This is a genomic window from Kitasatospora sp. NBC_01287 (assembly GCF_026340565.1).
Taxonomy (GTDB): domain Bacteria; phylum Actinomycetota; class Actinomycetes; order Streptomycetales; family Streptomycetaceae; genus Kitasatospora.
Genome location: NZ_JAPEPB010000002.1, coordinates 378,183 through 401,095, shown reverse-complemented (window position 1 = coordinate 401,095; position 22,913 = coordinate 378,183). Strand labels below are relative to the sequence as shown.

At 71.6% G+C, this 22,913-nt stretch carries 23 protein-coding genes; 9 read left to right on the top strand and 14 right to left on the bottom strand.

The genetic code is table 11. The features are described from left to right. Positions 1-33: 33 nt before the first annotated feature. The 4 genes from OG455_RS38640 to OG455_RS38625 form a co-directional block, all read right to left on the bottom strand. The gene (locus OG455_RS38640; RefSeq protein ID WP_266301437.1) at positions 34-459 is read right to left on the bottom strand and encodes a hypothetical protein; all 426 of its coding nucleotides are present in this window, start codon (positions 457-459) and stop codon (positions 34-36) included. Further along, complete coding sequence (locus tag OG455_RS38635) at positions 456-2,030, bottom strand: peptidoglycan-binding protein (RefSeq protein WP_266301436.1); 1,575 nt, start codon at positions 2,028-2,030, stop codon at positions 456-458. The genes OG455_RS38640 and OG455_RS38635 overlap by 4 nt, the downstream gene beginning before the upstream one ends. Next, positions 2,030-2,401: a WXG100 family type VII secretion target gene (locus tag OG455_RS38630; protein ID WP_266301435.1), complete on the bottom strand. Its 372-nt coding sequence runs from the start codon at positions 2,399-2,401 to the stop codon at positions 2,030-2,032. Before OG455_RS38630 ends, OG455_RS38635 begins: the two co-directional genes overlap by 1 nt. Positions 2,402-2,501: 100 nt before the next feature. Further along, complete coding sequence (locus OG455_RS38625; protein WP_266301434.1) at positions 2,502-3,011, bottom strand: nuclear transport factor 2 family protein; 510 nt, start codon at positions 3,009-3,011, stop codon at positions 2,502-2,504. A 198-nt stretch (positions 3,012-3,209) separates the two neighbouring features. Here OG455_RS38625 and OG455_RS38620 point away from each other — a divergent pair, with 198 nt between their 5' ends. Together OG455_RS38620 and OG455_RS38615 are read left to right on the top strand one after the other, a co-directional pair. Continuing rightward, positions 3,210-4,127 carry a LysR family transcriptional regulator gene (locus OG455_RS38620; protein WP_266301433.1) on the top strand — a complete coding sequence of 306 codons (918 nt, stop codon included), beginning with the start codon at positions 3,210-3,212 and terminating at the stop codon, positions 4,125-4,127. A gap of 146 nt (positions 4,128-4,273) precedes the next feature. Next, the gene (locus tag OG455_RS38615) at positions 4,274-4,726 is read left to right on the top strand and encodes a hypothetical protein (protein WP_266301432.1); all 453 of its coding nucleotides are present in this window, start codon (positions 4,274-4,276) and stop codon (positions 4,724-4,726) included. 112 nt (positions 4,727-4,838) lie between these two features. Here OG455_RS38615 and OG455_RS38610 read toward each other — a convergent pair whose 3' ends face one another. From OG455_RS38610 to OG455_RS38590, 5 genes are all read right to left on the bottom strand, one after another. Then, positions 4,839-6,536: an FAD-dependent oxidoreductase gene (locus tag OG455_RS38610; protein ID WP_266301431.1), complete on the bottom strand. Its 1,698-nt coding sequence runs from the start codon at positions 6,534-6,536 to the stop codon at positions 4,839-4,841. Between the two features lie 105 nt (positions 6,537-6,641). Further along, positions 6,642-7,559: a diiron oxygenase gene (locus OG455_RS38605; protein WP_266301430.1), complete on the bottom strand. Its 918-nt coding sequence runs from the start codon at positions 7,557-7,559 to the stop codon at positions 6,642-6,644. Between the two features lie 243 nt (positions 7,560-7,802). Next, positions 7,803-9,869: a phosphocholine-specific phospholipase C gene (locus tag OG455_RS38600; protein WP_266301429.1), complete on the bottom strand. Its 2,067-nt coding sequence runs from the start codon at positions 9,867-9,869 to the stop codon at positions 7,803-7,805. 171 nt (positions 9,870-10,040) lie between these two features. Beyond that, the gene (locus OG455_RS38595) at positions 10,041-10,991 is read right to left on the bottom strand and encodes an alpha/beta fold hydrolase (RefSeq protein WP_266301428.1); all 951 of its coding nucleotides are present in this window, start codon (positions 10,989-10,991) and stop codon (positions 10,041-10,043) included. Positions 10,992-11,174: 183 nt separating this feature from the next. Then, a complete protein-coding gene (locus OG455_RS38590; RefSeq protein WP_266301427.1) occupies positions 11,175-11,903 on the bottom strand; it encodes a class I SAM-dependent methyltransferase in 729 nt (242 codons plus the stop codon). A gap of 198 nt (positions 11,904-12,101) precedes the next feature. Between OG455_RS38590 and OG455_RS38585 the strand changes: the two genes are divergently transcribed. Further along, positions 12,102-12,329, top strand: coding sequence for a hypothetical protein (locus OG455_RS38585; protein WP_266301426.1), 228 nt, complete (start codon positions 12,102-12,104; stop codon positions 12,327-12,329). A gap of 42 nt (positions 12,330-12,371) precedes the next feature. On the opposite strand, the gene OG455_RS38580 is transcribed toward OG455_RS38585, so the two are convergent. Then, positions 12,372-12,617 carry a hypothetical protein gene (locus OG455_RS38580; RefSeq protein WP_266301425.1) on the bottom strand — a complete coding sequence of 82 codons (246 nt, stop codon included), beginning with the start codon at positions 12,615-12,617 and terminating at the stop codon, positions 12,372-12,374. Positions 12,618-12,759: 142 nt separating this feature from the next. Then, positions 12,760-13,749: a LuxR family transcriptional regulator gene (locus tag OG455_RS38575; protein ID WP_266301424.1), complete on the bottom strand. Its 990-nt coding sequence runs from the start codon at positions 13,747-13,749 to the stop codon at positions 12,760-12,762. A gap of 347 nt (positions 13,750-14,096) precedes the next feature. On the opposite strand from OG455_RS38575, the gene OG455_RS38570 reads away from it, so the two are divergent. The 5 genes from OG455_RS38570 to OG455_RS38550 all read left to right on the top strand — a co-directional run bounded on the left by OG455_RS38570 (position 14,097) and on the right by OG455_RS38550 (position 19,527). After that, a complete protein-coding gene (locus tag OG455_RS38570) occupies positions 14,097-14,282 on the top strand; it encodes a hypothetical protein (RefSeq protein WP_266301423.1) in 186 nt (61 codons plus the stop codon). 6 nt (positions 14,283-14,288) lie between these two features. Next, a complete protein-coding gene (locus OG455_RS38565; protein ID WP_266301422.1) occupies positions 14,289-14,570 on the top strand; it encodes a hypothetical protein in 282 nt (93 codons plus the stop codon). Positions 14,571-15,364: 794 nt separating this feature from the next. After that, positions 15,365-15,862 (top strand): hypothetical protein, encoded by a 498-nt coding sequence (locus OG455_RS38560; protein WP_266301421.1) that lies wholly within the window; start codon positions 15,365-15,367, stop codon positions 15,860-15,862. A 61-nt stretch (positions 15,863-15,923) separates the two neighbouring features. Further along, complete coding sequence (locus OG455_RS38555; protein ID WP_266301420.1) at positions 15,924-17,417, top strand: hypothetical protein; 1,494 nt, start codon at positions 15,924-15,926, stop codon at positions 17,415-17,417. A gap of 10 nt (positions 17,418-17,427) precedes the next feature. Next, the gene (locus OG455_RS38550; protein ID WP_266301419.1) at positions 17,428-19,527 is read left to right on the top strand and encodes a SpoIID/LytB domain-containing protein; all 2,100 of its coding nucleotides are present in this window, start codon (positions 17,428-17,430) and stop codon (positions 19,525-19,527) included. Between the two features lie 83 nt (positions 19,528-19,610). Here OG455_RS38550 and OG455_RS38545 read toward each other — a convergent pair whose 3' ends face one another. Both OG455_RS38545 and OG455_RS38540 read right to left on the bottom strand, forming a co-directional pair. Then, entirely contained in the window at positions 19,611-20,180 is a 570-nt protein-coding gene (locus OG455_RS38545) for a GNAT family N-acetyltransferase (RefSeq protein ID WP_266301418.1), read from the bottom strand. 181 nt (positions 20,181-20,361) lie between these two features. Continuing rightward, positions 20,362-21,249, bottom strand: coding sequence for a DUF2268 domain-containing protein (locus tag OG455_RS38540; protein ID WP_266301417.1), 888 nt, complete (start codon positions 21,247-21,249; stop codon positions 20,362-20,364). A gap of 179 nt (positions 21,250-21,428) precedes the next feature. Here OG455_RS38540 and OG455_RS38535 point away from each other — a divergent pair, with 179 nt between their 5' ends. Continuing rightward, positions 21,429-22,295: an S-methyl-5'-thioadenosine phosphorylase gene (locus OG455_RS38535; RefSeq protein WP_266301416.1), complete on the top strand. Its 867-nt coding sequence runs from the start codon at positions 21,429-21,431 to the stop codon at positions 22,293-22,295. Between the two features lie 41 nt (positions 22,296-22,336). Here OG455_RS38535 and OG455_RS38530 read toward each other — a convergent pair whose 3' ends face one another. After that, a complete protein-coding gene (locus OG455_RS38530) occupies positions 22,337-22,879 on the bottom strand; it encodes a DinB family protein (RefSeq protein ID WP_266301415.1) in 543 nt (180 codons plus the stop codon). Positions 22,880-22,913: the final 34 nt, after the last annotated feature.

The following is a 22,913-nucleotide window of genomic DNA, read 5'->3' as shown; positions in this document are numbered from 1 at the left end:
CCCGGCGTCAGGTCTTCTTTCCACGGGGGCGGGTCAGCCGACCTCGACGCGGTAGCTGCCGTGCTGCTGGTAGCTCGCCCGCAGGTACGAGGCGCAGCTGAGGCAGTTCTCCAACTGCACCTCGGTGCTGCCCTTCGCCACCGCCTTGAAGACGAGGTACACCTCGCCGCCGTCGCCCATGTGCGAGCTGTCCGCCTTGATGAGGTCGGTGCCGACCACCGCGACCACGGCCGGGTCCGGGCGGGGCGCGATGACCTGCCAGTCGTCGCTGCCCGGGACCACGGCGAGCTTCTGGCGCAGTGAGAAGGTCTGGCCCGCCTTCACCCGGATCGACGCGGTGCCGAAGGCGTAGACCTCGCCGTGGTCCATGCTCCCCTCGCTCTGGCAGCCCGTCAGCAGGGCCGCCAGCAGCGCCGGGAGCAGGGCCAGGCCGGTGAGTGCGGTCGCGCCCCGCCTCACTGCGGGAGCCGGACGCTGGTGACGTTGCGCATCTGCGGATCCTGGCCGGAGAGCGCGACGTTCATGTGGCCGTGGACGAAGTCGTCCTCGCTGACCCAGGTGGTGTAGCCCCAGGGGTTGTAGATCTCCAGCTTGTCACCGCTGTGCCCGATGATCATCATCTGGTGCCCGCCGCCACCGCCGTCGATCGACACGGGGACGGGGCGGCCCTGGTCGACCGAGCCCTCGACCGAGGAGAGGGCGTCGCGCCGGTTGTCATCGCTGTTGAGTGCCACATCGTGGTACGCGGCGCCGGTCGCGGGGGCGATCTCCTTGTTGGCCTCCTTGTTCGAGCCCGGGTCGTCGATGCCGTCGTAGCCGACCAGCGGCCAGTCGGCGTAGAACGGGCGGCCGTCGTCGTAGACCCGGTTCTGCTCGTCCTGCAGGCGCTTGGCGAAGGCCGGCCCGCTGTCGAACTGCGGGTCGCCCGGGTGACCGCCGGTGGTGAGCTGCAAGGTGTACATCGGGTCGAGCATCGCCCTGGCCATCACGGTGGAGGAGGCGACGCAGGTCGGGTGCGGCCCCTGGGTCCAGGAGACGCCCTGGTAGCTGTCGGGCTCCTGGTTGCCGTCCTGGCCGGTGGTGGTGTCGTCGGAGGCCAGCTGAACCGGCGTCAGCCGCTGGGCCAGCCACTCCGGGTCGTCGCCGTGGGCGTGGATCAGCAGGTCGAAGGACGTGATCTCGGCGACGCCGTGCCCGGCGGCGAGGGTCTTGAGCAGGTAGGCCCGCTCCTGCGGGGAGCGCGCGTTCGCCAGCAGGGCGTCGAAGCTCGCCCGGTCCTGCGGGTTCATCCGGTCCATGAACTGGCCGGCCCGGGTGGCGTCGTTGGCGCTCAGGATCCCGTTGACGTCGGCGGGCCCGTCCGGGGTGGCGGCGTCGGCCAGCACCAGCTTGTCGGCGGCCTGCAGGTCGCCGCCCTTGATCCGCCCCGCCACCGCCTGGCCGGACAGCTTGTTCAGCGTCTCGGTCAGGGTGTGCCCGGCGCTCTCGGCCTGCTCGGCCGCGTCGAGCAGGTGCCCGATGCCCTCCTTGGCGGCGGCCTCGGCCTGGTGCATCTTGCCGTCGTCCCAGTTCAGCGGGTCGGGCAGGTCACCCATGGTGATGTCGTCGAGCAGCCGGTGGGCCTGCTGGAGCGGGCCGGGGCCCTTCGCGTGCAGCGCCTGCGCGCCGGCCAGCGCGTCGCCGAGCTTGGTGAAGGCGGAGCCGGCCTGGCTGAACGCGGCCTCGATCCGGTCCAGGTCGTCCCCGGCCGCGCCGATCACCTCGGTGGCCTTCTCGCCCGCCCGGCCGGTCCACGCGCTCGGCAGCAGCCCCTTGCTCAGACCGCTGACCGCGCCCTGGACCCCGCCGACCGTGGTGGAGGCCGAGCTGTAGGCGGTGCCGAGCGCGTGCAGCGCGTCGGGCGAGCCCTTGGGCGGATCCAGCTTCAGGGCCTGGCCGACCGCGTCCTTGAGGTCGCCGGCACCCCACATGCCGTACGCGGAGCCGATGGTGCGGCTGAGTGCCTCGACCTGCTCGCGGTGGGTCGCCATCACTGCCCGCCGAACCCGGTCGCCGCGGCGGCGTCCCCGGCCTGGTAGTTCGCCGCGCTCTGGCGGACCTTGTCGGCCAGCTGCGCGATCGCGTCGTGGTCCACCTGGACCTCGTCCTGCCAGGCGCCGACGAAGCCCCGGGCCGCGTCCGCCGCGCCGTAGTCGCCGAAGGTGTCCGCGGTGAACGCCGGCGGGTGGGCGAGCTTGCCCGAGGTGGTGGCCAGGTCGCCCGCCGCCTGCTCCAGCGTGTTCGCGGCAGCGGTCAACGTGGCGTAGTCGACGGTGTATCCGGGCCCTGGCCCGCTTGGCGGCTGATCGCCCATCTGCCCCTCCCAGTGCTGTCCGCGGATGATGGACGCGGCTGTGATCATTCCGGTTCCGACCGCGCGCCCGCAACCGGATAGCGGTGCCGGTGCGCGGCCGCGCCGACCGGTGCCGGTGTGCCGACCGGTGCCGGTGTGCCGCCCGGTGTCAGCCGAAGATCGCGGTGGGGTCGCCGGTGTACCAGGTGTTGGCGATGCGCAGGCGGCGGATCACCCAGCGGGCGGCGCCGTCGCGGACCAGCTCGACGTCGTACGGGTTCTTCAGCAGGGCGTGGGTGGCGCGGTCGGCGGTGAGCAGGTGCTGGGCCTCGACCAGGGCGGTGAGGTGCGCGGTGTCGCCCTCGATGGCGATCCGGGCGTTGGTGACCTGGTGCGTGGTCTCCACCCGCCCCTCGAACATGCCCAGGATGGTGGTGACGATGAACTCCCGCCCGGTCATCAGCGGCGGTTGGGCCCCCCACGCGGCGGCGGCCGGCCGGAAGTCCAGCTCGGCGTCGGCGGCGAAGGCCGAGGCGAACAGCTCGCGGTCCTTGAGGTCCTGGCCGAGGGCGAAGCGGTGGAGCGCGTCGGTGATCTCCGTGCGGTCCCTGAGCTCCGCGACGACCGCCGCGGTGTCGTGGGCCGGGGCGGTCAGGGCGCGGTCGCGGGTGACGTACATGCTGGTCTCCGGTGCGGGTCGGATGGGGATGGGGTGCTGGGGTGCTGGGGTGTTGGGGTGCTGGGGTGCTGGTCAGCGGTGGTGCGGACGCCGCCAAGCCTGCTCCGGTCCGGCATGGTCATCAACGCGCGCCTGTGCAACGATCGTTAAGTCCCGCTTGACGATCGAGAGTGCGAGCGGGCGGGGGAAGGGGTGGGCATGCTGGAGCGGCACGAGCTGGAGGCCTTCCTGACGCTGGCCGAGGAACTGCACTTCGGCCGTACCGCCGAGCGGCTGCGGGTCTCCACGGCCCGGATCAGCCAGACGATCGCCAAGCTGGAGCGCCGGGTCGGCGTCCCGCTCTTCCACTGCACCAGTCGCCGGGTGGAACTGACGGCGGTGGGTGAGCAGTTGGCGGCGGAGCTGCGGCCAGCTTGGGAGCGGATCGGCGTCGCGTTCGGGCGGGCGGTCGAGTCCGGCCGCGGCCTGGGCGGGGAGTTGCGGGTCGCCTTCGTCGGGTCGGCGGCGGGCCCGCTGCTGGCCGAGGCCGCGCGGGTGTTCCGGCAGCGGCACCCTGACTGCGAGGTGGGGATCCGCGAGGCGCAGATCACGCAGGCGCTGCCGTGGCTGCGCGCCGGCGAGGTGGACCTCGCGCTGACCACCCTGCCCTCGCACGCGCCGGAGCTGGTGGCAGGTCCGGTCCTGGTGCGCGAGCCGCGCATGCTCGCGGTGCCGGCCGGGCATCCGTTCACCCGCGCCAGCACCCTCTCGGTCGAGGACCTGGCCCGCGTCAAGGTGTTGCGGCTGCCCGACGCCGGGCCGGACCTGGTGGGCGAGGACTGGACGCCGCGGCACACACCGACCGGGAAGCCGATCGAACCGGGGCCGGTGGCCGCCACCTTCAACGAGCTCCTGACGCTGGTCGGCGCCGGCGCCGGGGTCTTCCCCGTGAGTGCCCACGTCAGGCGCTACTACAGCCGTCCCGACGTCGCGTACCTGCCCTTCGTGGACGCCGCGCCGGTGGAGTGGGGCCTGCTGTGGCGCGCCGACAATGCCACGGCGCGGGTGCGGGCCTTCAGCGCGGCGGCGCTCGACCTGGTGCGCGGGTCGGGCGGGGCGGCGGGCGGGGATGCCTAGGGCAGGTGGGCAGGTGGGCAGGCGGGCAGGTGAGCCGGCGGGCAGGTGGGCACGCAGGGGCGGCTGCGGGGGTCACGGATCCGCGCCGTACGCTGTTCGCGGTCTCGTCGCGCTCTCGACGCGCTCCCGACCAGGAGGAGGTACCGGTGGCAGGAATCCTGTTCGTGCGCGCGGAGGCGCCGTCGCTGAAGCGGGCGGGCGTGCTCGGGGTGTTCGTCGACGAGGTGAAGGTCGGCGAGGTCAGGCAGGGCGGGGCCGCGCGCTTCACGGTCGAGGCCGGCCCGCACACCGTCCGCACCCGGGCGCGCGGCGGCCGCTCCAACGCGGTCGCGGTCGAGGTCGCCGAGGGCGCCGAGCTCGCGCTCACCTCCTTCAGTACCGGCCTGTCGCTGCTGACGGCGGTGCTGCCGGTGCTGGGTCCGCTGTCCCAGATCCCCGGCCTGGTCTTCCGGCTGCGCGCCGAGGGCGAGGACGTCGCACCGCGCCGGCCCTCCGCCGAGGCCGAGGAGGACGCCGTGTACGACGACGGCTCGGGCCGGCCGTGGTGGGAGTCGGATCCGAAGCTCGCCAAGCGCTACGGGAAGAGCACCGCGTCCTGACCTCGACGGTGGCCGGGAGCCAGGGACTCCTCGTTGTCGTTGCCGGCGAAGAACTCGTCCAGGGTGAGCAGCGGCAGCAGGCCGTTGGCGACGGCTGGTCACCGTCACCTGGTCAGCCGCGCCTGAAGCCGCGCCTGAAGCCGCGCCCGAAGCCGCGCCCTGACCCGCGTCCGGCGGCGAGCAGGTCGGAGACGGTGGCGAGCTTGACGCGGGGGCGGCCGACCGCCTGGCCGCGGGCCCGTTCGGCGCGGTCGACGGCCCGCAGCTCGCGCAGTCCGATCGCCTCCGGCCGCCGCTGCCGGACCAGCCGGGCGAAGTCCGCGCCGGTGCCCGCCGGGGTGGGCAGGGCGCGGGCGGCGGCGTCGTCGAGCAGGGCGTCGAGGGTCTGCTCCGCGCAGGCGCGGTTGGCGCCGATCCCGCCCGAGGGTCCACGCTTGGCCCACCCCACCACGTAGCCGCCGGGCAGCGGCCGGCCGGTGACCGGGTCGACCACCCGGCCGTCGCGCTGCGCGATGGTGCCGGCGGCCTCGTCGAACGGCAGGCCCGGCACCGGGACGCCCCGGTGGCCGATGGACCGCACGACCAGGCCCGCGCCGATGGTCAGCTCCTCGCCGGTCCGCCGCACCCGTGCGTCGTCGAGACGGGTGCCGGCGACCCGCAGCGCCTCGACGCGGCCCTCGCCGAGCAGCGCCGTGGGCGCGGAGAAGAAGCGCAGCACGATCCGCCGGCCCGGGCGCGGTGGCCGCGACCAGTCCACGGACTCGACGGCCAGGTCGGCCAGCAGCGCCGCCTTGCTGCCGGGCGGCGCGGCGGCGACGGCCTCGCGCACCTGCGGCTGGTCGTCCAGCACCAGTTCGACGCCGGGCAGTTGGCCCATGGCCAGGAACTCGGGCCTGGTCCAGGCCGCCTGCTCGGGTCCACGGCGGGCCAGCAGCACCACCTCGCGCACCTGGCTGCCGCGCAGGGCGGCCAGCGCGTGGTCGGCGATGTCGGTGGTGGCGAGCCGGTCGGGGTCGGTGAGCAGGATCCGGGCGATGTCCAGCGCCACATTGCCGTTGCCGACGATGACGATCCGCTCGGCGCGCAGGTCGACGGCGTCGGCGGGCACGGTCGGCTCGGCGTTGTACCAACCCACCACCGTGGTCGCCGCCAGACTGCCCGGGAGGTCCTCGCCGGGCAGGTCCAGGCGGCGGTCGGCGGCCGCGCCCACGGCGTAGACCACGGCGTGGTGATGGTCCGTCAGATCGGCGTGGCCGATGTCCCGCCCGACCTCGACGTTGAGGTGCAGCCGCAGCCGCGGGTGCTGGAGGACACCCGCGAAACCCGCGCCGATCTGCTTGGTCGACTGGTGGTCGGGGGCGACGCCGTGGCGCAGCAGACCGCCGGCCACCGGCAGCCGGTCGATCATCGTGACCTCGGCGCCGGTGGTGCGCAGCAGCGTCTGAGCGGTGTAGCTCGCGGCCGGTCCGGTGCCGACGATCGCGACGCGCAGGGCGCCGAACCCGGGCGGCAGGCTGCGGGGGAACCGGGGCTCGCCCCAGGCGTGGTCGGTGGGATGCTCCTGGTAGTAGCGGGCGTTGAGCTCGCCGTAGACCGCGTCGGGACCGGTGAGCCGGTCCACGGGGAGGACGGCGTCCACCGGGCAGGCGTCCGCGCAGGCCCCGCAGTCGATGCAGGCGGCGGGGTCGATGAAGAGCAGTTCGGTGGTGCCGAAGCCCGGCTCGTCGGGGGTGGGGTGGATGCAGTTGACCGGGCAGACGGAGACGCACGAGGCGTCGTTGCAGCAGGTCCTGGTGATCGCGTAGGCCATGGCCGGTGTGGGGGTCCTTGCCGCTGGGGGAGGGGTGAGGGCTTGTCGGCGGCGGTCGGGTCCGGCGGCCGACGGCGGTCAGGTCTGGGGGTTTTCCGGCAGTGCTCAGAGCATGTCGACGCGACGGTAGATCGCGGCCGCGGGCCGGGAGAGCAGGCCGGTCTCGGCGAGGAAGGCCATCAGGTGGGCGGAGCTGGTGCGCATCATCGCCTTGCGGTGCTGGTTGGCGCGCACCTGTGCGAGCGCGCGCTCGGTGTCGAGCCCGGCGGCCGCGTAGACGCGCTTGTTCACCATGCTGGAGAGGATCACGAACGCCGCGGCGGCGATGCCCACGCCGCCGGCGCGCCGGCGCGCGGGGCTCGCGCCGCGCAGCCGCTCGCGGATCTCCTGGCGGGCGAACTTCATGTGCCGCGACTCCTCGACGACATGGATCCGGGAGGAGGCGCGCACGATGTCCAGGACGTTCTCGCCGCGCATCCAGTCGCGCTGCATGACGTCCAGCACCTCCTCGGCCACCAGGATGCCGCCGTAGGCGAGTTCGGCGGAGGCGAGCGACTTGAAGGCGCGGCCGGCCTCGGCGAACGCGCGTGGCGGGCGGTAGGCCGGGGAGCCCATCTTCTCGCAGAGCCGGGCGAACATGATCGAGTGCCGGCACTCGTCGGCGATCTCGGTCAGGGCGAACCTGAACTCGGCGTTCCCGGGGTTCTTCAGGTACTGGTCGCGCAGCACCATCTGCTGCAGCACCATCTCGAACCAGATGCCGGTGCTCATGATCGAGCAGACCTCGTGCCGGGTGAGGGTGACCCGCTGCTCGGGCGTCATCTCCGCCCACAGCGGGGTCCCGTAGAGGGTGCTCCACTCGGGGTTGAGCCCGTAGGCGTCGGCGGGGAGCGGCGCGGCCCAGTCGATCTCGGTGGCGGGGTCGTAGGAGAGCACGGCCGCCGAGTCGAGCAGCCGCGCCGCGACGTCGTCGTCAACTGCCGTGTGGTGCTGGGTCTCTCGTGGTGTGGCGGGCTGTGCCATGGCTGCCTCCCGTGCGCGCCCTGGGTGTGGTCCGGTCGTCCGGTCGGATCCGCTTATTAGACGCAACGTACAATAGGAGGCCGGTTTCGAGAAGCCCCCGTGCGACCGCAATCCGCGATCCGCAATCCGCGATCCGCGGTGGGCGATCCGCGGTGGGCGGCCGGGCGGCCGGGCGATGGGCGCGCGCAGCAGCGGAGGCCGCCGCCCTGGTGGGCGACGGCCTCCGCCGGGTCGGCCGGTGCGTCAGCCGCTGACGCTCGCGGCTCCGGTCTCGATGTGGCCGGTGGCCCGGCGGCTCCAGCTGCTGTCACCGCTGACGGTGACGGTGAAGTCGTACCAGCCGCCCGCCAGCGAGACGGCGTTGAAGTAGTCCGAGGCGGTGGCGCCGGGGGCGACCTGGTAGGTCCACGGGCCGTCGGTACGGTAGTTGTTCGAGGTGATGGTGAAGGTCACCGTGCTGGTGCCGGTGTTGGCCATGTTGAACCAGAGCGCCTGCTGGCCGGTGTTCGGCGCCGGCGCGTACGACGTCGTGGCCTCCGCAGCCTTCCCCGCGGTGGTCGCGTTGCCGGCGAAGTGCCGCAGGAACCGGTTGGGGCCGACCACGGTCAGGTCGTACTGCCCGTTGCCGTAGTTGGCACCGATGTTGATGGGCGTGCTGGTGCTCCCGTCGGCGCCGGTCCGGGCGTTGTACGGCGCGACGGTGTACTGCCAGGGCCCGTCGGTGCGGTAGGCGTTGGCGTAGACCGAGTAGTGCGCCCAGGCGGTGGCCTGCGGGCCCTGGTTGGCCAGGTCCAGCCAGAGCTGGATCTGGTTGTTGGCGTCGTACTCGATCCGGTCCACCCAGGCGTTGGGCTGGTAGGGCAGCGCGCGGGCGGGCTTGGTGCCGGCCTCCTGGGCCGGCATCGCGTTGCTGCCCGGGCTCGGGTTGATCTGCACGTTGGCGGTGGCCTGGCTGATCGTGGCGCTGGTGTCCGGCAGCGCGGGGAGTCCGTACACGGGCTTGGTGAAGTCGAAGGCCCCGGTGAGGTCCCCGCAGACCTGGCGGCGCCAGGCGCTGATGTTCGGGCAGGTGGCCGGGGTGCCCAGGGCGGCGGTCCAGGTCTCCAGGAAGCGGATCACGCTGGTGTGGTCGTAGACCTGGGAGTCCACGAAGCCGCCGCGGGTCCACGGCGAGGCGACGACCATCGGGACCCGGAAGCCGAGGCCGATGTTGGTGCCGGAGTAGAACTCGTCGGCCGTCCCGGCGGGGGCGACCGGCGGCGGCACGTGGTCGAAGAACCCGTCGTTCTCGTCGTAGTTGAGGAACAGGACGGTGGAGTTGAAGGTGTCGGGGTTGGCCGACAGCGCCTGCAGCACCAGGTTGACGAAGTGCGCACCGTTCTCCGGCGGGCCGTCCGGGTGCTCGGAGAAGAGCTGGTTGGCCACCACCCAGGAGACCTGCGGCAGGGTGCCCGCGAGCGAGTCGGCCTTGATCGCGGCGGCTATGTCGTCCGGCGTCGAGCCGGTGCTGGGCACCGAGCCCATGCCGTGCTGGCTCAGCGGGCTCGAACTCGGCGCGCTGGTGAACTGGTTGAAGTAGGCCAGAGCGTTGTCGCCGAAGTTGTCGCCGGCGTTCTGGTAGACCTTCCAGCTCACGCCGGCGTTCTGCAGGGCCTCGGCGTAGGTCTGCCAGTGCAGGCCGCTCTCGCTGCCGCCGTCGTAGGCCGCGCCGCCCGCGGTGGCGTTGGGGTCGATCGTGCCGGACCAGAGGTAGGTGCGGTTGGGGCCGGTCGCCGAGAGGATCGAGCAGTGGTACGCGTCGCAGATGGTGTAGGCGTCGGCCAGCGCGTAGTGGAACGGGAGGTCCGCGCGGGCCATGTACCCCATCGTCCGGTTCGAGCCCTTGGCGGCGATCCAGGAGTCCATCTTGCCGTTGTTCCAGGCCTGGTGCTGGGTGGACCAGGAGTGGTCGAGCGAGCCGTCGCACTGCGCCAGCGTCTCGCCGCTGCTGCCCCACCACCAGGTACTCGTCGCGCTGAGCTGCCACGGGTACTGCCGGCCGCTGCCGTTGGGCTGGTTGAAGACGCTGTTGCCGCCGGCCAGCTGGATGGTGGCCCGGTCGCCGAAGCCGCGCACACCCTTCATCGCACCGAAGTAGTGGTCGAAGCTGCGGTTCTCCTGCATGAGTACGACGACGTGCTTGACGTCGGTGATCGTCCCCGTGGTCGCCGCGGCCGCGCGGGGCGCGGCACCGGGCAGGGAGTCGAGGCCGATGGCGGCGCCGAGCGCGGCGGCGGAGCCGAGGAAGGTACGGCGGGTGACGGGTGTCACGTGAGGCCTCCGGGAAGATAGCTATACATCTCCAGCCCGGAGACTGTGCTCCCGTCAGATGTCGACTGTCCAGTAACAACGTAGCGGCGAGATGAAGCCGGGTGAACGTTTGGAGCGGATGGGACGCCGGGGCGGCCCGCCGGGGCGGCCCGCGTCACTGCTGACTGGTGGTCAGGGCTGTTGCGGCGGGTGCTCGTTGGTGACTGGCCGCAGCTGGGGCTGTGGCCGGTTCTCCTCGGCGTGCCGGACGAGGCGGGTGATCAGCGAGGCGAGCTCGGGCCAGAACGCGCGGGGCAGGTCGTGGCCCAGCCCGTCGACCACCACCAGCTCGGCCCCGGGAACGGCCGCCGCGGTGGCCCGCCCGCCGCTGACGTCGCACATCGGATCGTCGGCGCCGTGGATCACCAGCGTCGGCACGGCGAGTGTCCGCAACCGCTCCGTCCGGTCCCCCGAGGCGAGGGAGGCCACCGCCTGACGGGCGATGCCGAGCGGATCGTAGGACCGGTCGTAGGCGCGACCGGCGCGCTCGGCGACCGCCGCCTCGTCGGTCCCGAAGCCGGGGGAGCCGAGGGCCCGGGCGGTCCGCACCATCCGATCGACCACCTCCTGCCGACTGGTCGGCGGTGGCCCCGCCAGCGCGCCCAGGGCTTCGGGCTTCGCCCGCCCCACGGCGAGGTCCCCCGTGGTGGCCGCCATCGAGGTCAACGACCGCACCCGGCCCGGATGTTCGAGCGCCATGGTTTGCGCGATCGCGCCGCCCATCGAGAGGCCGACCACGTGCGCGCTCTCCAGCCCGAGCGCGTCGAGCAGCCCCACGGCGTCGGCCGCCATGTCGGACAGGGTGTAGGACGCCGAGGACAGGTCACCGGCCAGCGCCGCCGGCACGTCCGCCAGCGGCGCGTCGGGGAAGTGGGACGACAGGCCGACATCGCGATTGTCGAAGCGGATCGGCTGCGTGCCGCGCGCCACCAGTTCGGCGCAGAACCCCTCCGGCCAGCCGATCATCTGCACGGCGATCCCCATGATCAGCAGCACGGGTGGCGCCTGGGGGTCGCCGAACCGCTCGTACGCCAGCTCGATGCCCGCCGGGCCGACGTTCAGGGCCCTCCGTTCGCCGGTCATGGCCACCTCGCTCCTCGCCTCTGGTTTCTCGCTTCTTGCTTCTCGCCGGAAAGGCGAACCGGAAATGTACCTGAATGCGGCCGGTGGGAGGGGGGAACCGGGTGCGGAATTCGGAAATTGACCCCCGGAAAAAGAGGGCGATATCCTGAACGCGGAAAGAGGGGCCGGGGCTCTGGCCAGGAATCAGGCCCGCCGCATCCGGTAGACACAGGTCCGGTAGGGCATCTCGACGCTGTCGCGGCCGGCCAGGGCCGGGTCGGTGGCGGCCAACTCGCCGATCTCCCGGTCCAAGCGGGCCTGCTCGGCGGCGTCGGCGGTCAGGTAGGAGGAGCGGGACCGCACCAGGTCGATCAGCCGGTCCGTCGGGACGGTCACGGTGTGCTCGATCAAGCCACGCTCGGGTCCGGTGAACCATGGCGTCACTGGCCCGTACTGCCAGGCACTTTCCAGGCCGTATCCCTCGTTGCCGACGATGCCGGAAAGCGCGGCCACCCATGGGGTCCGATCGTCACGGATGTTCCACATCGCAGCGAAGACGCCGTCCTTGCGCAGCACCCGGTGAATCTGCGGCAGGGCGTCCTGCGGAGTGAACCAGTGGTATGCCTGCCCGACCACGACGGCGTCGACGGACTCGTCCGGCAACGGGATGTCCTCGGCGCTGCCGGCGAGCACCTGTGTGCCCGGGTGGCGTTCGGCGGCCACGGCGCGCATCCGCTCGTCGGGCTCGACCGCGACCACCTCGTGGCCGACGGCGCGCAACACACCGGCCAGTCGCCCGGTGCCCGCCCCCAGATCCAGGACGCGCACCGGCTTGGCGCCGATGGCCCAGGCGACCGCCCGCACCGGGTAGGTGGGCCGGATCGCGTCGTACAGGCGGGCAGCGGAACCAAAGGACAGCGCAGAGGCGGACATGCTCGTGAGCGTACTCAGATGAGGTCAGGATCACGGTGAATTCGGGGTCCTCCAGGTCGGCGCCCTTTCCCGTCCGCTGACATGCCATGTCCGCAATGCTCGATCGCCGCAGGTGAGGCCGCGAGGCTCTTGGCGAGACCCGGAGCCGGTCCCGGGCCTGTGTGCCCGTGGCCCGGGCGGCCTGCGACACTGGGAGTCATGACTCCCGACCGTCGCAGCCCTGGGCTGCCCGTGTTCTCCGAATCCGCCGCCGATCCCGCCGCTCCCGCCGTGCCCGCGCAGGGCGGTGAGCGCCGTCCGCAGCCGGTGGAGCAGGGCGCCGACTTCCGCCAGCCGCCCGGGACGGAGGAGGAGGTGCCGGGCCCGGCCCGCGGTCCGCTCGGCGGCGGTGGGCTGACCTTCTCCGACCCCGACCGGCAGATCTGACCGGCCTCCCCCGTCCGCGGCGCCTCCGGCCGCCCCGGGGCCTCAGCCGGAGGCTTCGGCCCGCAGCGCGGCGGTGAGGCGGGCGAGGACGGTGCCGGCGGCGGCGCGGGTGACCGGGTCCGGATCGTCCAGGCGGGCGGCGATCAGCTCGGCGGCCGCCGCGATCACCGGGATCGGCAGGCTGGCCTCGCGCAGGTGCGCCAGTTGGGCGGCGGCCCGCTGGCCCGGGGTGCTGGGCTGGGACTGCGGGATGAGGGCGGTGAGCCCGCGGGGGAGCTGACTGGTCATCGGGCCATTCTCCAGGTTCCGGCGGTCCCGGTGCCACGGCTGGCGATCCCGGGGCACATGTTCGCCGAGCCGTCCGTTCGCCTGGCCGTCGGCGCTCGTGATGAGTGGTGATCCTGGTGCGGCCGACGCTACGTGGTGACGCCTACAACCAGCCCCTCTGCGCGGCCTTGAGCCCGGCCTCGAACCGACTGGTGGCTTCGAGGCGTTCCATGATGGCGGCCATCTGCCGCCGCACCGTGCGCAGGGACACTCCCAGCCGTTTGCCGGCGGCCTCGTCGGTCAGGCCGGTGGCAAGGAGCCGCAGCAGCTCCTTCTCGATGGAATTGAGCCCGGTCGACCGGACCGAGCTGGGGTCGGCGCCCAGTGGTACGGCGGTCTCCCAGGTGTGTTCGAAAAGTGCGATCAGCGCGGCGAGGATACCGGGTTCGCGGGTGCAGAGAGCGCCGAGCTTTGTGTTGGAAGGATCGACCGGGATCACGGCGACCTTCCGGTCGAAGACCAGCATTCTCGGCGGCAGCATCGTGGCGGTACGCACCAGTCCGCCGTGCTCGGTGAGCCATTCGGCATAGGCGAGGGTGGTTCTGTCGTTACGCGCGCTGACCTGGTAGAGCGTCTGCATCCTGACCCCTCGGCCGAGTGCGTCGGCGTCGAGTGGGCGGGCGGCGTCGAGGCTGACGCGGGACTGGGCGCCGCCGGGCATCACCGAGAGGATCTCGGCGGTCAGTTCGCTGGTGAGCGTCTCCAGTTTGTCCTGGATGGCGTCGAGGCCCATCAGCCGTTCGGAGTTCTCAGTGGTGGTGATCTCGGGCTGCAGGGTCGCGTACTCGGCGATCAGCCGGGCGGCGGTTGCCTTGCCCGTGTTCAGTTCCTGCTGTCGCCTGGCGAGTTCCTCTTCCTGGCGACGCAGGATCAGTTCCAGCCCGACCTCCGGGCTGACCGGACGCAGCGAGCCCGGAGTGTCCCGGGAGGCGCGCACCAGGGTGAGGTCGGCTAATTGGTCCAGGGCCTTGCGTACGGCGCTGTCCGGCAGGCCGAGTGAGCTGCGGAGGTCGGCGATGCCGCAGCCTTGTGTCGCCAGCATCTGCCGGTACACGGCCTCCGTCGTACTATCCAGGCCCAACATCTCCAGCATCTGGCTGCCCCCCGGCGTCCCTGTGCTGTGGCTATATGTGTTCGAAGGATCCTTGCAGCCGGACCTGACGGCCCGCAACCGTGTTGGCAGAGCTGACAGAACTTCAGGGGTAGCCGGTCGGCGCGAACCCTGGGGCTGCGTGAGGTTAGGGGTGGGACCGGCCGTACCGGGAGCTGGTGGCCGAGGTGCTGCCCGGCATCAAGGTGCCAGGCACCTTGGTGCCAGCCGCAGGCACTCCTCACAGCCTGGGCGGGCGGGCAGGATTGTGGTCATGAGGTCGGGGCCGCGAGGAACGCGGATCGTCCGCAGAATCGCAGGAACTCGCCATATTCCGAAGGGGTTTCGCCGTGTCCACGTTCGCCCGCATTCTCTGCATCAGCGGTTCTTTCGCCGTGGCGCTGCTGACGGTTTACTCGCTGAGCCTCACCCCGGCTCCGGCCCAGCCCCAAGCCCTGGCTCCGGGCCAGGTCCAGGCCGCCGACTCGGGAACCGCTGCGGCCGTGGCGCCGGGCGACAGCATCGCATGGGACTGACCTGCGATGTACCAGGTACTTCTGGCCTTGGCCGCCGTCAACGCGTCCCTCGCCAGCCCGACTGACGCTCATCTGGTCAATGACATTCTCCTGGCCTACGCGACTCCCCGGCACGGGTTGGAACACATCCGGGCCCGAGCCGCGGCAGACGGTGTCGACGTCGTGCTGTTCATGAAGGCCGCGACCGCGTCCGAGGCGGTAGCAAATGCCCGGGCCCTGGTCGACGTTGTTTCGGAGAGAGTCGAACTCCTTTCGCGGTATTCCGCGACTCTCCACCTGCGGGCCTGACCGTGCTGCCGATGGGCAGCACCAGTCGCCCGGCCAGTTGGTCGCATGTGCGATCCGGCCCGGCAATTCCCGCCGTGTCCACACGCTGGTCGCACCACCCCTTTCCATGCCGCTGCCCCATACCCCTGCGCAGCCACGCCGCACCTTGTCTAGGAGAACCCATGAACCGGGCCCGTAAGCGGTCTTGGACGGACCTGAGAGTCCGCATGCTGGTACGACGGCGGGACGGCGGAGCCGCGGATCGAGCCGGCCTGCGGCGGAGCGGGCGCGTTGCCGGCCGACGATCGGCGCTGTTGTCTCTCGGCCTGGCGTGCGCCGCCTTCGGGCTCGCCGGCTGCGGCACCGCGTCGGCGGACCGGTCCCATGAGCGGACTCCGCTCGCCGCGGGTTCCGATCCGGCATCAGCCCTGCCGATCGGGGGCGCGCCGACGGCGTCCGCACCTGCCTCGTCGGCGCCCTCGACCTTCTCGGTTGCTGTGCCCTCGACCGCCGCGCTGCCCTCGGCGCCAGGCCGTTCGACCGCCTCGGTGCCCCCGGTGCCAGCCCGTTCGAGCACCTCGGTGCCCCCGGGGTCGGCGCCCTCGCTGTCCGCCGCGCCCTCGGTGTCCGCGACACGGAGCGCTGCCGGGACGCCGGCGAAGCCGGCTTCGCCGAGTTCCGCTGCCGCACCGAGCGGTGCGGTCGCGGCGCCCCTGAATCCGGCGGCCGCCCTGAATCCGGCGGCTGCCGGGACGGTCCGCTCCAGCCTCGCCGCGTACACCGCCGATTCCTGGACCGCGCAGACCGCGGGCCCCGTGCGCGAGGTCACCGGGCACGACATCGAACTGAACGAGTGCGCGACCGTGCACGGTGCCGCGACCTGGCAGCAACAGCCCTACCTGAGCGGCAGCGGCAGCCCCGCAGTGCTGGAGACCTACACCTTCGGCACCCAGGCCGCGGCCGACGCCGCGTACGCGCAGGTCAACTCCGGTATGAGCACGTGCCAGGCAACGTCCAGGGCTCTGCAGAGCACGAACCACCTCACCCTCGACGCGGTCTCGCAGCAGACCGCCAGTGCCACGGACGCGGCAGCGTTCGAACGCACCTGGACCGGGGTCGAGGGCATCTCGGCCCCCGTCGAACAGACCAACCACCTCTACGTAGCCGCGCACGGCATGAGCCTGCTGGTCCTCCACTTCGACGAGCTGGCCACGGGGCAGGGAGCCCCGGCCGGCCCGTACGACGCGCATCAGGACCCGAGCGTGCTGTCGCTGCTCACGAACCTGCTGGCCGCCCAGGTCGGCACGCACTGACCCACCCGATCACCGCTACCGAAAGAGGACCATGTCATTCACACACAGGCGCAAGCGGGGCGTGGCCATGTTCGCGGCGGCGTCACTGCTCGGCGCGGTGGCCGCACTGGTACCGGCCTCCGGCGCCTCTGCCGCCACTGCCGCCAGCTCGACCGGAACCCTCGGTCCGGCCGCGCCGGGCGCCGCGATCACCCAGCAGCAGATCATTGCCAGGGCGCACGACTGGATCAACAACGCCGTCCCGTACAGCGAGTCGGCCTATCGACAGGACAGCGCCGTCGGCGGCCCGTACCGCCAGGACTGCTCCGGCTTCGTCTCCATGGCCTGGGGTCTGACGACCAGCCTGGTGACCGGGACCCTTCCCAGCGTCTCGACCGTCACCGCCGCGAGTATCAGCGGTGACACGAGCCTCCAGCCGGGCGACGCGCTGGACTACACCGTCCAACACGACGTGCTGTTCGACTCGTGGGTCAGCCAGTCCGCAGGGACCTTCAACTACGACGCCGAGCACCAGACGGGTGAAGTCGCGGACCAGCGGCAGGGCAGCATCTACGCGAGCACGCTCGAGACCTTCCCGATCTCCGACTTCGAGGCCCTGCGCTACAACAACATCGCCACGACGCGGACCTCGCCCGTGTCGATGGATGCCGCGAGCAATCTCGTTGCTTTCGTTGACAGTAACGGGAATGTCGCCAATGACTGGGCGGGTAGCGGTGGTTGGGCTGGTCCGGCGTTGATCGGTGGTCAGGCGCGGGCGGATTCTCCCGTGGTTTTCGACGCCAATGCCGACCATGCGTATTTCATCGATCCGAACGGGAATGTCGCCAATGACTGGGCGGGTAGCGGTGGTTGGGCCGGTCCGGCGTTGATCGGTGGTCAGGCGCGGCCCGGGTCGCCCATCGCCACTGACGCCGGTGGTGATCTCGTGGCTTTCATTGACACTAATGGCAATGTGGTCAACGACTGGCACACCAGCAGTGGTTGGGCCGGTCCGGCGTTGACCGGTGGTCAGGCGCGGGCTGATTCGCCGCTGGCTTTCGACAGCAACAGTGATCACCTGTATTTCATCGATCCGAACGGGAATGTCGCCAATGACTGGGCGGGCAGTGGTGGTTGGGCTGGTCCGGCGTTGATCGGTGGTCAGGCGCGGCCCGGGTCGGGGCTGAGTACGGATGCTGCGGGCAACCTGGTCGCCTTCGTCGACACCAATGGCGACGTCGCCAACGACTGGATCACCGGCAGCAACACCTGGGCCGGTCCGGCGTTGACCGGTGGTCAGGCGCGGGCTGATTCGCCGCTGGCTTTCGACAACAGCAGTGATCACCTGTATTTCATCGATCCGAACGGGAATGTCGCCAATGACTGGGCGGGCAGTGGTGGTTGGGCTGGTCCGGCGTTGATCGGCGGTCAGGCGCGGCCCGGGTCGGGGCTGAGTACGGATGCTGCGGGCAACCTCGTCGTCTTCGTCGACACCAATGGCGACGTCGCCAACGACTGGATCACCGGCAGCAACACCTGGGCCGGCCCGGCCCTGCTCGGCGGCACCAGCCGCTGAACACCAGCCCATGAACCACCAGACCGCGAGAACCACCCGGCAAACCCGGCCCGACCAACACATCACCGCGCTGGCCGACCCCATCGGCCGGCGCGGCCCCACACGTGAGGAATCGGAATTGTCAGCCATCCGTGCATTACGCCTGACGCTCACCGGTGCCATGGCAGTAGCGACCCTGTGCTGTGCGTCGACAGGCCCGGCCGCCGCGGCGCCGGCGCCACTCGGTTCGCCGTCGTCGGCGTCGATCGCCCTGTCGGGGACCGTGACGGACGCCCGGGCGGAGCAGGTCTCCGGTGGACTGGTCACCGCTCCCACCTCAACGCCGGTCGTGCCTGGAGCACGGATCGAGGTGAACGGCACCCTCGTGGGCCGCACCGACCGGACGGGCGGATTCACGGTCGACTATCCGGATCCGAGCGGCGAGGCCGTGACGATCACGGTGGCGGCTCCGGGATTCGGCACCTACCAACTGGCCGGCGTGACTCCGGCGCAGAGCGGCGACGCGCTGACCGTGCAGCTGACAGGCAAGGCGCAGTCGATCAGCGATGAGGCCGCGCCAGGACAGGCCCTACCGAACCGGGCTGCCGCGGTCACACCCAAGGCAGCAGGCAACTGCGGCGGCTACTCGTCCACCTCGACGCCGCCCTCGACCATCCGGGTGCTGGAGTATTCGCAGCACACCAGCTCAGGAGCACCGGTGGCGGGGACCGAGACAGGTGTGTTCAGCGTGCCGTTCGAGACGTACGTCGAGGACGTGCTGCCCAACGAGTGGATCTCCTCCTGGCAGCCCAACGCGCTGGAGGCGGGCGCGATGGCCGTGAAGACCTACGCGTGGCACTGGGTCAACACCTGGAACTCCGGCTCGTACGGCGGCGCCTGCTACAACGTCGACGACTCGACCAACTACCAGCGCTACGTCCCCGGCCAGTCCGCGGCCGCCACCAACGCCGCCGTGGCGGCGACCTGGAACTCGGTGATGACGGAGGGCGGCTCGGTCTTCGAGGCCTCGTTCCAGGCGACGCTCACCGGAGCCTCGAACGAGGCCTGTGGATCCGGCCTGTCCCGGTACCCGAACACGCTCAGCCAGTGGGGGTCGCAGAACTGCGCCGCCGCAGGCTCATCCTGGCAGTCGATACTGAGTCTCTACTACCCGGGCGTGTCGATCAGCGGGTCGTCAGATCTCAGTCCCGTGTCGATGGATGCCGCGAGCAATCTCGTTGCTTTCGTTGACAGTAACGGGAATGTCGCCAATGACTGGGCGGGTAGCGGTGGTTGGGCTGGTCCGGCGTTGATCGGTGGTCAGGCGCGGGCGGATTCTCCCGTGGTTTTCGACGCCAATGCCGACCATGCGTATTTCATCGATCCGAACGGGAATGTCGCCAATGACTGGGCGGGTAGCGGTGGTTGGGCCGGTCCGGCGTTGATCGGTGGTCAGGCGCGGCCCGGGTCGCCCATCGCCACTGACGCCGGTGGTGATCTCGTGGCTTTCATTGACACTAATGGCAATGTGGTCAACGACTGGCACACCAGCAGTGGTTGGGCCGGTCCGGCGTTGACCGGTGGTCAGGCGCGGGCTGATTCGCCGCTGGCTTTCGACAGCAACAGTGATCACCTGTATTTCATCGATCCGAACGGGAATGTCGCCAATGACTGGGCGGGCAGTGGTGGTTGGGCTGGTCCGGCGTTGATCGGTGGTCAGGCGCGGCCCGGGTCGGGGCTGAGTACGGATGCTGCGGGCAACCTGGTCGCCTTCGTCGACACCAATGGCGACGTCGCCAACGACTGGATCACCGGCAGCAACACCTGGGCCGGTCCGGCGTTGACCGGTGGTCAGGCGCGGGCTGATTCGCCGCTGGCTTTCGACAACAGCAGTGATCACCTGTATTTCATCGATCCGAACGGGAATGTCGCCAATGACTGGGCGGGCAGTGGTGGTTGGGCTGGTCCGGCGTTGATCGGTGGTCAGGCGCGGCCCGGGTCGGGGCTGAGTACGGATGCTGCGGGCAACCTCGTCGTCTTCGTCGACACCAATGGCGACGTCGCCAACGACTGGATCACCGGCAGCAACACCTGGGCCGGCCCGGCCCTGCTCGGCGGCACCAGCCGCTGAACACCAGCCCATGAACCACCAGACCGCGAGAACCACCTGATCCTGTGGCCGGCACCGCCGGCCACAGGATCAGGCGTTCCGGGTCACAGCTGAAGGGCGAACCGGCGGCAGACGTGGACCCGGGCGAACTGCTCGCGCAGCAGTTGCTCGTCCCGCCGGTTGGCGTGCAGGAAGGCCGCCATCGGCCGCAGCCCCGGGCGTCGTTCGGTGATGGCCCGGTCCGGCTCCGCGACGTCGGTGTAGTAGTTCGCGTAGACGTGTAGGTAGTGGTCGCTCTCGGCGAAGCCCATGGCCCGGTACCAGCGCAGGGTGTCCGGGTCGTCCCTGGTCCAGGCGTCCAGGGTCGGCAGCCCGAGTGCGCCGGCGCGGGTGCGGGCCTCGGCGAGCAGGGCGCGGCCGATGCCCCGGTGCTGGTGGTCGGGATGGACGGCGACGGTGTCGATGGTCGCCAGGTCGCCCTCGACGGTGACGTCCAGGATCCCGATGACAGCACCGGAGTCGTCGGCCGCCACCAGCTCGAAGCCCGGCGCGGGGACCACGGGCTTGGCTGTCAGGACGTCGTCGAAATAGGCGGTGCTCAGGAAGGAGAGCACCCGGCAGCGCAGCCAACTGGTCTCGTCGGTGCGGGTGTACTCACGTATGACGTGGTTCAAGACGGTGATCCTCAACGTGCGTGGCGGTGTGCGGACGGCGGCGGTCACGACGTTGAGAGATCACGACGGAGATTCTGCGCGCCGCCCCGCGCCCGGGCAACCGGTTTTGCCGACCGCTGATCCGCGGTGCCGGTCGGCGCCGATCCGCACCGCCGATCCGCACCGCCGGCCGGACGGTGCGTCACGCGCCCGTCGGCACACCGGCGTTGTTGAGGATCTCGCGGGCCGGCAGCGCGGTGCTCCCGGCGGCGGTGAGGCCGGAGGCGGCCAGGTGGGCGTCCACGATCCGCAGGCCGGCCGCGTACCCGGCGAAGTCCGGGAGTCCGAGCGGCGGCTGCCCGAAGCGCTCCGCGGTGGCGTCGCCGAACACGTACGCGGGCAGGTTGCGCATCCCGGCGACGTCGATCGCGGCGGTGATCTTCCGGTGGGCGTCGTCCAGCTCCGCACCGCGGAGCGTGGTCGCCCAGGGCCCCATCGCCTGCTCGCCCGCCAACTCCCGGACGAACGCCTCGGCGAGCCCTTCGGCCACGACCTGCTCGCCGACCGTCACCGTCATCGGGTTCCAGACCACGTTGGCGTAGCGGACGTTGTGGTGGAGCTCGTGCGCGGCGGCGTAGCCGATCTTCGCCAGGCTGGTCGCGGTGGGCCACACCGTCAGTTGGATCGCCCCGGGGAAGCCGCCCATGCCCAGGTATCCGGCATTGCGGACCGTCAGCAGCTCGTCGTCGGGGTTGCCGAGCACCAGCAGGACGTGCACGGTGTCGGCGCTCCTGATGTCGGGCACCGCGTCGCTCAGCCGCTGCCACGCCGTGTCGAGGCACTGCTCGACCCGCTCCCACACGGCCGCCTCCCGCAGCAGCGTCAGGGCGGCCAGGTGGCGCGGGTCGTCGCGGTCGATCCGGAAGCCGCTGCCCATCAGGTGCATCCGCACCGCGTCGAGGCCGCCGGCCGCGGGCATCACGCTCTGCAGTGGGCTGAGCATCTCCCGCAGGGCGTCGGGCCGTTCGGCCGCGCGGAGCCGCAGGAGATCGGCCATGGCGGAGGCCGTGTCGTGAACGATGATCTTCATGACCCGGGACGCTAGGGCCTCCGGTAGGAGGAGGGTCAAGCCGCGCGGGCGGGAGGGTCGAGCCGCGCGGGGCGGGAGGGGGTCGAGCCGCGTGGGGCGGGGCCCGGCCGGTCGAGCGGGAGCCCGGCGCCCGCCGCTCCTAAGCTGGTGCGGGACATCTCCTGCGAAGGGAACAGGGCATGACGGCGAATCAGATCGTGGATGGCGCACCGGCACGGGCGGAGCTCGGGGTGATCGGCGGCTCCGGGCTCTACGCGCTGCTGGACGAGGTCAGCGAGGTGGTGGTCGACACCCCGTACGGGCCGCCCAGCGACTCGCTCTTCCTGGGCCGGCTGGCGGGGCGCGAGGTGGCGTTCCTCCCCCGGCACGGGCGTGAGCACCGGTTGCCACCGCACCGGATCAACTACCGGGCCAACCTCTGGGCGCTGCACTCGCTGGGGGTGCGCCAGGTGCTGGGGCCGTGCGCGGTCGGCGGGCTGCGGCCGGAGTACGGGCCGGGCACGCTGGTGGTCCCCGACCAGTTCGTCGACCGGACCTCGGGGCGGCCGCAGACCTACTACGACGGCCTGCCGCTGCCGGACGGGTCGGTGCCGGAGGTGGTCCACGTGTCGATGGCGGACCCGTACTGCCCCGCCGGACGCGGGGCGGTGGCCGACGCCGCCCGGTCGGCCCACTGGCGGCCGGTGGACGGCGGAACCCTGGTGGTGATCGAGGGCCCGCGCTTCTCCACCCGCGCGGAGTCGCGCTGGTTCACGGCCAACGGCTGGTCGGTGGTCGGCATGACCGGCCATCCCGAGGCCGCCCTGGCGCGTGAACTCGGGCTCTGCTACACCTCCTTGGCGCTGGTCACCGACCTGGACGCGGGGGTGGAGAGCGGCGAGGGCGTCACGCACGCCGAGGTGCTGGCCGAGTTCGCCCGCAATGTCGACCGGCTGCGCGGTGTCCTGTTCCAGGCCCTGGAGGGTCTGCCGGCCACCCGCGACTGTGTCTGCTCGCACGCCCTGGACGGCCTCACCACCGGGCTGCCGGGCGTGCCGGGCGCCTGACCCCGGGCGGCCTGGGCGCCTGACCGGCCGGCGCCGGGCGATCACTCCCCGACGAGGCCGTCCACCGACTCCCGGATGAGGTCGGCGTGGCCGATGTGCCGCGCGTACTCCTCGATCATGTCGATCAGGATGCGCCGGAGGTTGGGTGATCGGCCGTCAGCGGTGGTGTAGCGGCCCAGCTGCTCCGGGCCGGCCTCGGTCAGCGCCTTCGCGACCACCGCGCGGGAGCGGTCGGCGGCCTCCTGCCAGAGCGTCATCAGCTGCTCGGGGGTGTCGTCGGCGGCCGACTGCCACTCCCAGTCGGGCTCGGCGTCCCAGTCCACCGCGTCCCACGGGGCTCCGGGCCCGCGCCCCAGCAGCAGCCGGGCGAAGTGGGTGTCCTCGACGTTGGCCAGGTGCTTGAGCAGGCCGCCCAGGGTGATCGACGAGACGCCGACCCTCGCCCGCAGGCCGTCCGCGTCCAGGCCGCCGCACTTCCAGGCGAAGGTCGCGCGCTGACGTTCCAGGGAGCCCAGCAGGGCGGCGGTCTCGTCGCCGGCGATCGGCGGTTCCGGGCGGTCGTGTTCCTTCGATGCGTCAGTCATGGCGGGTGAGCCTACCGGGTGGGCAGCTGCCGGT

What these genes read in the sequence shown, in the direction of transcription:
- OG455_RS38595 (WP_266301428.1), bottom strand. Translation starts at nt 10,991, where the DNA reads ATGACCGGCGAACGGAGGGCCCTGAACGTCGGCCCGGCGGGCATCGAG.
- OG455_RS38630 (WP_266301435.1), bottom strand. Translation starts at nt 2,401, where the DNA reads ATGATCACAGCCGCGTCCATCATCCGCGGACAGCACTGGGAGGGGCAG.
- OG455_RS38530 (WP_266301415.1), bottom strand. Translation starts at nt 22,879, where the DNA reads ATGACTGACGCATCGAAGGAACACGACCGCCCGGAACCGCCGATCGCC.
- OG455_RS38535 (WP_266301416.1), top strand. Translation starts at nt 21,429, where the DNA reads ATGACGGCGAATCAGATCGTGGATGGCGCACCGGCACGGGCGGAGCTC.
- OG455_RS38635 (WP_266301436.1), bottom strand. Translation starts at nt 2,030, where the DNA reads ATGGCGACCCACCGCGAGCAGGTCGAGGCACTCAGCCGCACCATCGGC.
- OG455_RS38625 (WP_266301434.1), bottom strand. Translation starts at nt 3,011, where the DNA reads ATGTACGTCACCCGCGACCGCGCCCTGACCGCCCCGGCCCACGACACC.
- OG455_RS38575 (WP_266301424.1), bottom strand. Translation starts at nt 13,749, where the DNA reads ATGCTGGAGATGTTGGGCCTGGATAGTACGACGGAGGCCGTGTACCGG.
- OG455_RS38605 (WP_266301430.1), bottom strand. Translation starts at nt 7,559, where the DNA reads ATGGCACAGCCCGCCACACCACGAGAGACCCAGCACCACACGGCAGTT.
- OG455_RS38550 (WP_266301419.1), top strand. Translation starts at nt 17,428, where the DNA reads ATGAACCACCAGACCGCGAGAACCACCCGGCAAACCCGGCCCGACCAA.
- OG455_RS38565 (WP_266301422.1), top strand. Translation starts at nt 14,289, where the DNA reads ATGTACCAGGTACTTCTGGCCTTGGCCGCCGTCAACGCGTCCCTCGCC.
- OG455_RS38580 (WP_266301425.1), bottom strand. Translation starts at nt 12,617, where the DNA reads ATGACCAGTCAGCTCCCCCGCGGGCTCACCGCCCTCATCCCGCAGTCC.
- OG455_RS38585 (WP_266301426.1), top strand. Translation starts at nt 12,102, where the DNA reads ATGACTCCCGACCGTCGCAGCCCTGGGCTGCCCGTGTTCTCCGAATCC.
- OG455_RS38610 (WP_266301431.1), bottom strand. Translation starts at nt 6,536, where the DNA reads ATGGCCTACGCGATCACCAGGACCTGCTGCAACGACGCCTCGTGCGTC.
- OG455_RS38590 (WP_266301427.1), bottom strand. Translation starts at nt 11,903, where the DNA reads ATGTCCGCCTCTGCGCTGTCCTTTGGTTCCGCTGCCCGCCTGTACGAC.
- OG455_RS38540 (WP_266301417.1), bottom strand. Translation starts at nt 21,249, where the DNA reads ATGAAGATCATCGTTCACGACACGGCCTCCGCCATGGCCGATCTCCTG.
- OG455_RS38620 (WP_266301433.1), top strand. Translation starts at nt 3,210, where the DNA reads ATGCTGGAGCGGCACGAGCTGGAGGCCTTCCTGACGCTGGCCGAGGAA.